The organism is Enterococcus sp. 5H (assembly GCF_028128615.1).
In the GTDB taxonomy this organism is placed as follows: domain Bacteria; phylum Bacillota; class Bacilli; order Lactobacillales; family Enterococcaceae; genus Enterococcus_L.
Map to the genome: position 1 here is coordinate 219,150 of NZ_AMDP01000021.1, position 10,127 is coordinate 229,276.

The following is a 10,127-nucleotide window of genomic DNA, read 5'->3' on the forward strand; positions in this document are numbered from 1 at the left end:
ATGAAACAACTGAAAAGAGTAGGGGCATTTTTTTATGTGCCTCTTCTCTTTATGTGTTTTGGCTATCTCATTATTTACATAATTGGTGCACCTGTCATTAATTTTGCTACTTCAGCAGTTGAATTAATCTCATTAAATGATGCTCCGACTTTCGATCAAAGTGGAACAAATTTATTTGCAGAAAGAACAGCAGGTAAAACTTCTTCTTCAAAAGATCAAACAGAAAGTCAGAGTGAAACTGGTTCTAATAATGTTTCTGGAAATACTACATCCGGTGATGCCACTGGAAGTGAAGGGACGCAGACTAGAGAATCAGGAGAAATTGCATCTTCGAAAATGGTTTATCCGACAGGCGGAGATCAGTTTGGAGAAGTGGTTATCGACAAAGTCAAAATTAATGAACCATTGTATTACGGAGATAGTGAGGAAATCTTGAGTTTAGGCGCAGGACAATATATTGGCAGTATGATTCCTGGTGATCTTGGGACGACCTTAATAGGAGGTCACAACTTACCTTCATTTGGCAAAATTTACTATTTGGAACCAGGGGATGAGATTCAAATTCATACCCATTATGGTGATTATACTTACCAAGTAACAGATGTAAAAATTGCAAATTATAAAGATCCATCAATTAATACAAAATTAGCAGATCAATCTAAGCGCTCACTGATTCTATATACTTGCTATCCATTAGATGCTATTGGTTTAACACCGGAACGTGTATTTGTTTCAGCAGATTACGTGTCGGGGCCGCTCATCGATGAAAAGTCATAAAAAGGAGAATCAGTAAAATGAAAAATAGTGCTCATTTAATGAAAGTTACTTCACGTTTTTTTATTGCGTTTTTATCTTCGGTTTTTCTATTTGCCTTTTTGATTTTACTAACATTAAGAATCACTCTGTTCAGTGAAAATTATATGATTAAGCAGGCAGAAAAAGTAGATTATTATTCAACACTAACCGATGAAATCAATCGGCAAATTGTAAATAGTTCGTTAGGAAATAACATTCCAGATGGTGTGCTTAACCACTCAGTTAGCCAAGAAAATGTTGAAACAGACGTAAATGCGTATTTTAAAGCAATGTACAATGCTGGAACAAAATATTCAATTTCAACAGAAGATGATATTGAAACTTCGGTTTCTCAGAAAATTGAAAGTTATATGAAAGAAAAAGGTCTTGAAGCAACAACAGATTCACAAAATGCAATTGATGGACTAGCTAAAAATGCTGTTACGATTTATAAGGGCTATGTTGAACTACCGTTTTTAGTTTCTTATGGACGGAAAGTTATGAACTATAAATCTAAACTAGTTTTATTTATGGTTATTTGCGGTGTTTTATGGGCGTTGCTAAGCTTTTTCTTGTATTCTTCCTTAAAGGGATATTTTCATCGTCTATTTCGATATTGGGCCTATATTTGCGTAGGAAGCGGTTTGATGATGGTAGTTGTTCCTACAGCTATTTTAGTTCAAGGTACGCTGAAAAGGGTTGGTATTCAGTCTAAAGCGATGTATGATTTCGTTCAAGGCTATCTTTCCAGTTTTTTATGGTTATTTATCATAGTGGGCTGTGTTTCTATTCTGGCAGGAATCATCTTTGCCGTTTTGAGTGAAATTAAACGCAAGCAATTGTTTAGTACCTAATTTAGAAAGATTATGCATCTGTCTCAAATGGATAGGTGCTTTTTTTTAGATTACATGATACCATAGACACTTGGAGGGATAAACATGTCAAAAAAGAATAAAGATATCGAAGTACGAATAGAAGAAACACAGAAAAAAATGAACGGTGAAACAATTACGGTCAGTACATTGATGATCGGTAAAAAAGAAATCGGCCAGGTTATACCACAAGATACAAAAAAGTTTGCCGTGATGATCGATGGACGCAATGAAGCAACTGTAAAAACGCTAGATGAAGCGATTGAATACATCATTCGTCAATGGAATTTAAACGACTAAAATAAATAACGATTTTTTTTCAAAATATGCTTGCATTTTGCTCGGAAATTTTGTATTATAACTAAGTCAGGTTTTTTACTAAAACCTTTTGGAGGAATAGCGAAGTGGCTAAACGCGACGGACTGTAAATCCGTTCCTTAGGGTTCAGTGGTTCGAATCCACTTTCCTCCATTTTACTTTTGGGGTATGGCCAAGCGGTAAGGCAACAGACTTTGACTCTGTCATGCGTTGGTTCGAATCCAGCTACCCCAGTTTTGTTAGAACAACTCAGTTGGAGTTGTTCTTTTTTTATAAAAAAAAGAGCAGTAACTTTTATTCTCTTTTTCAGCGATGTATGATAAAGTGGATAAAAAGCCTAAGGAGCGGATAATATGGGAATTAAAGCAAAAATAACTGAAACAGCTGAAAAAGTCTATGACTTAGCTCGTGAAGGAAAATATGATGTAAAAGTCAATCTTTTTTCTAAAAAAACACATGGTGATAAAGCTTCAGGTATTAAGGTTGTCTCTGCAAGAGATACAGCTCACACGAAAAAATGGCGTGCGAAGAATCGTTAATAATTTTGCTGAATAAAAATAGTCTCACTCAAAATGAATTCGTTTTGAGTGAGACTATTTTTTATTAAATACGGGCTATTTTTCAATTTCAATTCCTAAAACAGTTAAGTGCCCATTTCCTACCAATTTAATAACAAGTCTAGCTAAATGATTTGGCGACATATCTGTGTCACTTGTAATCCACCAATGAAGGGTTCCAACGAAGATCGATGTCATATACTCAATAATAAAATCAATAGGGACCTCAATGTCATTTTCTGTGATTTTAAGTTTGGAAAAAATATCGGCATACTTTTCATAAATAATTTCGGCTAAATTTTTTCGTAATAGTTCATTGGAGCTGCCATCCATAATTGTTAAAAAGAAATTCTTATTTTTATGGATGTTTACATAAATACTTGAAAGCAGTGCCTCAATTTGTTTCACTTTGATTCGATTACTGACAATTATTTGTTCAGTGTCTATAACAGAGGTAAAAGCATTAATTGCAAAATCAAAAATTTGTTCATAAAGGTCTTGTTTGTCTTTGAAATGAGCGTAGAAGGTCGCACGATTAATCATGGCTTCATCTGCGATATCTTGAATCGTTACGCAATCATATCCTTTTTCTTCTACTAAATGAAAGAAAGCTTCAATAATCATTTTGTGTGTTCGCAATACCCGTAGGTCTGTTTTCTTTGACATAAAAATTTCCTTTCGAAATAATCAACAGTTTTGAAAAGTTTGTTGCTTATCTCACAAATTTGGGTGTTTTGCCTGTTGCAAATAAATTAGAATCTTTCTAAAATATACATAAGTATTATATCAGACACCTTGTTGGATAATCAACAAAGTGTTGGAAAATAAAAGGGTATGTAATTTAAGGAGCTAAAACGTATGACAATAAGAGCTGGAATAGACGTAGGTTCAACAACTGTGAAATTAGTAATTATTGACGAAGAAAACCATACCAAATTTGCAAAATATGAACGTCATTACTCTGATGTAAAAGCAGCCACCGAAAAAGTGCTGAAAGAAGCGATGAGTAAAATTGGTGAAAATACGCCACTGACGATGACTATTACAGGATCGGGCGGAATGGGATTGGCAGAAGTTTTAAATATTTCTTTTGTTCAAGAGGTCATTGCTTGTACTCGAACAGTCGAAGAAATTATTCCTGAAACTGATGTAGCAATTGAACTTGGCGGTGAAGATGCGAAGATTACTTTTTTTGAAGGTGCACTAGAGCAACGTATGAACGGAAGTTGTGCTGGTGGTACTGGAGCGTTTATCGATCAAATGGCCGTTTTATTAAAAACCGATGCTAATGGTGTAAACGAATTAGCCAAAAATTACCAAACGATTTATCCAATCGCTTCAAGGTGTGGCGTGTTTGCAAAAACAGATGTTCAACCTCTGATTAATGAAGGAGCAGCAAAAGAGGATATCGCTGCAAGTATTTTTCAAGCAGTTGTGAACCAAACAATAGCTGGATTAGCAGCTGGCCGAAAAATCAAAGGAAAAATCGCTTTTTTGGGCGGTCCATTATTCTTTATGTCAGAGCTTCGCAAACGATTTATTGAAACATTGGATGTTCAACCAGAAGATGTGATTTTCCCTGAGAATCCTCAACTTTTCGTTGCAAAGGGTGCTGCAATTTATTCAGAAGGAGCTAAACCAACAACACTAACAGATATAATCAATCGTTTAACCAAAGGCGATCAGGAACAATTAAAACCAACTGACACTTTAGAACCTTTATTTAAAAATGAAACTGAATTAAAAGAATTCAGAGAACGTCATGGTCATGCTAAAGCACAGGAGAAACCACTTTCTGAACATCGCGGCGTAGCTTTCCTAGGAATTGATGCGGGTTCGACAACAACTAAAGTAACGTTGATCGATGAAGATGGAAATCTATTATTTTCTTTCTACGGTAATAACCAAGGGCAACCTTTAGAAACAACGATGAACGTCTTGAAAGATTTGTATCAACAATTACCTAAAGATGTTTTTATCGGAAAATCTGCGGTGACAGGCTATGGCGAGCATTTGATCAAAAATGCTTTAAAAGTTGATATTGGTGAAGTTGAAACAATGGCACATTATAAAGCAGCCAATCATTTTCAGCCGGGGGTCGATTTTATTCTAGATATTGGCGGTCAAGACATGAAAGCTATGACTATCAAAGATGGTGTCTTATCATCAATTCAATTGAATGAAGCCTGTTCATCTGGCTGCGGATCATTTATTGAAACCTTTGCCAAATCACTAAATTTTGATGTAAAAGACTTTGCTCTGGAAGCATTAAGTTCCAAAGCCCCTGTTGATTTAGGTTCACGCTGCACGGTATTTATGAATTCTAAAGTAAAACAAGTTCAAAAAGAAGGCGCATCTGTTGGTGATATTTCAGCTGGACTATCTTACTCAGTGATTAAAAATGCCATTTATAAAGTAATCAAAGTCCGTCGTCCAGAAGAATTAGGGCGGAAAATTGTCTGTCAAGGCGGTACATTTTACAATGAAGCTGTTTTGCGGGCTTTTGAAATGATAAGTGAACGCGAGGTAGTCCGTCCATCCATTGCTGGTTTAATGGGAGCGTATGGAGCTGCGCTGATTGCTTTAGAAAATTATGAATTAGGCGAAGAAACTACTACTCTTGGACTGGATGAACTAGATTCCTTTACAGCTGAAAAAGAATTTACTCACTGTGGTCTTTGTGAAAATAACTGTATGATGACTGTGACTATTTTCTCTGATGGGCGTCAGTTTATTACAGGAAATCGCTGTGAACGTGGTGCTAGAATCAAAGTGAAACGGGAAGATCGTAAAGTTAATTTAGTTGATTACAAATACCGTAAATTATTTAAATATCGACCACTAAAAGAAAAAGATGCGGTGCATGGACGAATCGGAATTCCTCGTGTGTTGAATATGTATGAAAACTATCCATTGTGGCATACCTTTTTCACTGATTTAGGTTTTCGGGTAGAATTGTCACCTCGTTCAAACAAAGAGTTGTATGAACAAGGAATGGAAACAATCCCTAGCGATACAGCTTGTTATCCGGCAAAAATTGCGCATGGACATATTCAGGCTTTAATTGATGCAGAAGTACCGATGATATTTTATCCGGGTGTGGTGTTTGAACGACAAGAATCAGCTGAAGCGGATAATCATTTTAATTGTCCGATCGTTCAAAGTTATCCAGATGTGATTAGAAATAATGTTGATGATATTCGCGACGGAAAAGTCGATTATCGCAATCCATATATAAATTTAGCGGATGAAGCTTCAGTCGCCAAAGTATTAAGTGAAACTTTCGCAGATCTAGGAATTTCTCCAGAAGAAGTTTCAAAAGCATTACGCCATGCTTTTGAAGAATTAGATGCTTTTAAAGATGATATACGCGCAAAAGGAGAAGAGACACTAATATCTTTGAATCAGAGTGGACAGCGTGGCATTGTTTTATCTGGACGACCGTATCACTTGGACCCAGAAATCAATCATGGCATCGCAGAAGTCATTACTCAAGAAGGATTTCATGTATTAACGGAAGATAGTATTTCTCATTTAGGTGATGTAGGGAATTTACGTGTAGTGAATCAATGGGTTTATCACTCTCGTTTATATGCTGCTGCTCGTGTCGTTGCAAAATCTAAAAACTTAGAGTTGGTTCAATTGAATTCGTTTGGCTGTGGTTTAGATGCGGTAACTACGGATCAAGTAGAAGAAATCATGGATCAATATGGTAAAATTTACACTGTCTTAAAAATAGACGAAGGTTCGAATTTAGGGGCTATCAGAATTCGTTTGCGTTCTCTGAAAGCAGCAGTTGGCGAAAGAGATAAAATGAATTTTGAACCAAAATTACAGCATGATGAACCTGAAAAAATTATTTTCACAAAAGAAATGAAGAAAACTCATACATTACTTCTGCCGATGTTAAGCCCAATCCATCAATCAGGCTTAGTTGACGTTGCTTTGAAAGCATCAGGTTACAATGTTGTTTGTTTACCTGCGGATGATCGAGAAGCGGTTAATGTGGGCTTGAAATACGTTAATAACGATGCATGTTATCCGGCTATCATCTCAATTGGTCAATTGGTTGAAGCGTTGGAAAGTGGTGAATATGATTTAAATAATGTCAGTGTTATGATGACGCAAACTGGCGGCGGTTGTCGTGCAACAAATTATATTCCACTGCTTCGTAAAGCTTTAAATGACGCTGGTTTTCCTCAGGTTCCTGTTGTTTCAGTCTCTATGGGAAATAAAGGGGTAGAGTCTAATCCGGGCTTTAAGTTTACTTTACCGATGTTGAAACGTGTAGCTGTTGCCTTTTTATACGGTGATTTATTTGAACGAGTTGTTTATCGCACACGCCCATATGAAACAGAAAAAGGAATGATTGATGCTCTCCATGACAAGTGGCTAAAACAAGTAGAAAAGAACGTTAGAAACGGTTCATTAACTCTATTTAATCGAAATATGAAAAAGATCATCAAAGAATTTGATGAAATCCCGCTAAATGATATTCAAAAACCGAAAGTCGGCATAGTGGGTGAGATCCTTGTAAAATATTCGCCAACTGCTAACAATGATATTGTTCGTTTATTAGAAGCAGAAGGTGCAGAAGCTGTTGTTCCTGATATTATCGGCTTCATGAACTATTCTCTATATAATCAAATTTGGAAATATGAAAATATGGGCATGTCTAAGCAAAGCAAAAATCTTGCCCAATTCGCTATAAGAATTATCGAATATGTTGAAAAACCATTAGACAAAGCTTTGAGAAATTCGAAGCGATTTGATGGTCTTAGCTCCATTTATGAACTTGCTGAGGATGCTGGGAAAATTCTTTCGATTGGAAATCATACTGGTGAGGGTTGGTTCTTAACAGGTGAAATGATTGAATTGTTGAAGAGCGATGTTAATAACATTGTATGTATGCAGCCATTTGGTTGTTTACCAAACCACGTTGTTGGTAAAGGTGTTATTAAAGAGTTACGCCGTCAATATCCTAAAGCTAATATTGCGCCGATTGATTATGATCCTGGTGTTTCTATCGTCAATCAATTAAACCGAATCCGTCTCATGATGGCTACAGCAAATAAAATGATGGAAGAAGCTAAAATGAAATCCTAGCTTAAAATATTGGGTGATTGGGACGAAGCTTCGACAATTCCCTAAAATCCGCTTAATGCGTTTTTATGCATTGAGCGGATTTTAGTCTAATTACTTAGGCCTAAACAACTTCTGTCACAATTTTTTTGAGCATACCAAATTAACTTAGATAACCGATAATTTACCTGAATTTGGAACTTTTGGTTGTTTGTTAGGTATATACCAGTTATAATGAAAGAGAATAAAAAGGAGGAAGTGTGATGGTATCAAGCTTACCAGTTTATATTCAAATTCATGACAAAATTAAAAATGACATTGAACACGGTGTTTGGAAAATCGGTGATAGACTTCCATCAGAACGTGAATTGGCGACACAATTTAACGTTAGTCGGATGACACTGAGACAAGCGATTCAAACATTAGCTGATGAAGGAATTCTAGAACGTAAAATTGGTTCAGGAACTTATGTAGCTCGTAAGAAAGTTCAAGAAAAAATGACAGGAACGACGAGTTTTACGGATATTATGCTTTCGCAAAATCGCGTGCCTTCCAGTAAGACTGTCTCTTATTACGTTGCCAAACCAAGTTCTAGTGAAATGGAAAAGTTAAAACTAAAAGAAAATGAACAAATTGTACGAATGGAACGGATTCGTTTTGCTGACGACTTACCTATTTGTTTTGAAGTGGCTAGTGTGCCTTATTCTTTGGTGGATCAATACAGTAAGACAGAAATCACTAGTTCGTTTTACAAAACCCTAGAAGAAAAAGGTGGCAACAAGATCGGGCATGCGAACCAAACAATCTCTGCTATGCTGGCTTCGGAGCAAATCGCTGATTATTTAAAAATCAAACGTGGTGATGCAATCTTGCGGTTACGTCAAATTTCTTATTTTGAAAATGGCCTTCCGTTTGAATATGTTCGCACACAATATGTGGGTAATCGCTTTGAGTTTTATTTGGAAAAATAAAAAAGCGGCAGGGAATGAGCCGACCCCCAAAAGTTAGACCTGGAAATCTAACTTTTGGAGGTTTTTTTGTATGGCAAAATACAGTTTTGAATTTAAACTTAAGGTTGTCCATGACTATTTATCTGGTCAAGGAGGTACACGGTTTCTCGCAAAAAAATATGGGTTTAAAAATAGTTCTCAAATAAGGAAATGGATTAATGCCTATAAAGAACTTGGTGAAGAAGGACTACTTCGTAGTCGAAAAAGTAAGAATTACTCTGTTCAATTTAAGTTAGATGCGATAGAGTTGTATTTAACTACAGAGTTCTCCTATCAAGAAGTGGCCAATCTTCTCAAAATGAACAATCCACCATTAATTGCGAATTGGCTTAAAACATATCGGAATCTTGGTATAGATGGACTCTCCAAACAGAAAGGACGTCCACCTATAATGCCTAAGAAAAAACGAAATGAAACCCAGCCATTATTACCCAGTGAACAATCTCAATTAGATAAACTAGAAAAAGAAAATAGAATGTTAAAAATTGAGAATGCCTATTTAAAAGAATTGAGGAGGCTGCGTTTAGAGGACGAACAAAAAATGAAAGAATCGCGCGAACCATTCACAGCCTCCGAGGACACTTTCGATTAAAAGATATTTTGGAAACCCTAAGGTTTCCAAAAGCCACTTACATGTACTGGCAAAAACGCTTCGACAGAACAACTTCAACACAAATGATTGAAGAAGAAATTCAAGCGATTCGTAAGGAACATCAACATTATGGCTATAGAAGAATGACACAGGAATTGAAACGACGTGGATATCAAGTAAATAAAAAGAAAGTACAGAGATTAATTCAAAAGCTACAGTTACAAGTCAAAGCATTTACCAAGAAATCTAGGAAATATAATTCATATAAAGGAACTGTTGGGAAAGTAGCTAAAAACTTGATTCATCGAAGATTCAAAACTTCGGTCTCTCATCAAAAAATTACGACGGATACAACTGAATTTAAATACTATGAAACAGATGATGCGGGCATTCTTCGACAGAAAAAACTATATTTAGATCCGTTTATGGATATGTATAACAGTGAAATTCTAAGTTACAGCTTTTCTACTCAACCAAATGGTAAAACAGTTATGGCAGGGCTAGAAGAAGCAATTTCTCAAACAAATGATTGTCCCTATCGTCGCACCTTCCACTCTGATCAAGGCTGGGCTTATCAAATGAACACCTATATACAAACATTAAAGGATAATCGTATCTTTCAAAGTATGTCTCGGAAAGGAACCTGCTTAGATAATTCTCCTATGGAGAATTTCTTCAGTATTCTAAAGCAAGAATTGTATTATGGAAAAGTTTATCAAAGTCAAAATGAGTTACGACAAGCCATTGAGAACTATATTCATTATTACAATCATTATAGAATCAAAGAAAAACTTAACTGGAAAAGCCCAGTAGAATTTCGACATTTCAATCAAAAAACTGCATAAAAAATAGAGTGGAGAAATCCACTCTACAAAAAGTCTAACTTCTTGGGGTCACTACA

Annotated in this window: 7 protein-coding genes, 2 tRNA genes and 1 pseudogene; 9 read left to right on the top strand and 1 reads right to left on the bottom strand. The window is 35.9% G+C overall.

Features of this window, described 5'->3' with window-relative positions:
• The 6 genes from C240_RS09245 (at nucleotide 1) to C240_RS09270 (ending at nucleotide 2,524) form a co-directional block, all read left to right on the top strand.
• Nucleotides 1-777 (top strand): class D sortase, encoded by a 777-nt coding sequence (locus tag C240_RS09245; protein WP_271494524.1) that lies wholly within the window; start codon nucleotides 1-3, stop codon nucleotides 775-777.
• Between the two features lie 17 nt (nucleotides 778-794).
• Nucleotides 795-1,649 carry a hypothetical protein gene (locus tag C240_RS09250; protein WP_271494526.1) on the top strand — a complete coding sequence of 285 codons (855 nt, stop codon included), beginning with the start codon at nucleotides 795-797 and terminating at the stop codon, nucleotides 1,647-1,649.
• A gap of 84 nt (nucleotides 1,650-1,733) precedes the next feature.
• A complete protein-coding gene (locus tag C240_RS09255) occupies nucleotides 1,734-1,967 on the top strand; it encodes a DUF2969 domain-containing protein (protein ID WP_271494527.1) in 234 nt (77 codons plus the stop codon).
• Nucleotides 1,968-2,057: 90 nt separating this feature from the next.
• Nucleotides 2,058-2,138 (top strand) — tRNA-Tyr (locus tag C240_RS09260).
• A 9-nt stretch (nucleotides 2,139-2,147) separates the two neighbouring features.
• Nucleotides 2,148-2,219: transfer RNA gene (locus C240_RS09265), tRNA-Gln, on the top strand.
• Between the two features lie 119 nt (nucleotides 2,220-2,338).
• On the top strand, nucleotides 2,339-2,524 hold the full coding sequence (locus tag C240_RS09270) for a hypothetical protein (RefSeq protein WP_271494529.1): 186 nt from the start codon (nucleotides 2,339-2,341) through the stop codon (nucleotides 2,522-2,524).
• A gap of 75 nt (nucleotides 2,525-2,599) precedes the next feature.
• On the opposite strand, the gene C240_RS09275 is transcribed toward C240_RS09270, so the two are convergent.
• A complete protein-coding gene (locus C240_RS09275) occupies nucleotides 2,600-3,208 on the bottom strand; it encodes a TetR/AcrR family transcriptional regulator (RefSeq protein WP_271494531.1) in 609 nt (202 codons plus the stop codon).
• Between the two features lie 192 nt (nucleotides 3,209-3,400).
• Here C240_RS09275 and C240_RS09280 point away from each other — a divergent pair, with 192 nt between their 5' ends.
• From C240_RS09280 to C240_RS09290, 3 genes and pseudogenes are all read left to right on the top strand, one after another.
• Complete coding sequence (locus C240_RS09280) at nucleotides 3,401-7,648, top strand: 2-hydroxyacyl-CoA dehydratase (protein ID WP_271494533.1); 4,248 nt, start codon at nucleotides 3,401-3,403, stop codon at nucleotides 7,646-7,648.
• Between the two features lie 239 nt (nucleotides 7,649-7,887).
• Complete coding sequence (locus C240_RS09285) at nucleotides 7,888-8,595, top strand: GntR family transcriptional regulator (RefSeq protein WP_271494535.1); 708 nt, start codon at nucleotides 7,888-7,890, stop codon at nucleotides 8,593-8,595.
• Between the two features lie 70 nt (nucleotides 8,596-8,665).
• Nucleotides 8,666-10,071, top strand: a pseudogene (locus C240_RS09290) (IS3 family transposase).
• Nucleotides 10,072-10,127 lie beyond the last annotated feature (56 nt).

Bases quoted from the DNA above. Each gene is read 5' to 3' on its own strand.
- C240_RS09245 (WP_271494524.1), top strand. From the start codon at position 1: ATGAAACAACTGAAAAGAGTAGGGGCATTTTTTTATGTGCCTCTTCTC.
- C240_RS09250 (WP_271494526.1), top strand. From the start codon at position 795: ATGAAAAATAGTGCTCATTTAATGAAAGTTACTTCACGTTTTTTTATT.
- C240_RS09255 (WP_271494527.1), top strand. From the start codon at position 1,734: ATGTCAAAAAAGAATAAAGATATCGAAGTACGAATAGAAGAAACACAG.
- C240_RS09270 (WP_271494529.1), top strand. From the start codon at position 2,339: ATGGGAATTAAAGCAAAAATAACTGAAACAGCTGAAAAAGTCTATGAC.
- C240_RS09275 (WP_271494531.1), bottom strand. From the start codon at position 3,208: ATGTCAAAGAAAACAGACCTACGGGTATTGCGAACACACAAAATGATT.
- C240_RS09280 (WP_271494533.1), top strand. From the start codon at position 3,401: ATGACAATAAGAGCTGGAATAGACGTAGGTTCAACAACTGTGAAATTA.
- C240_RS09285 (WP_271494535.1), top strand. From the start codon at position 7,888: ATGGTATCAAGCTTACCAGTTTATATTCAAATTCATGACAAAATTAAA.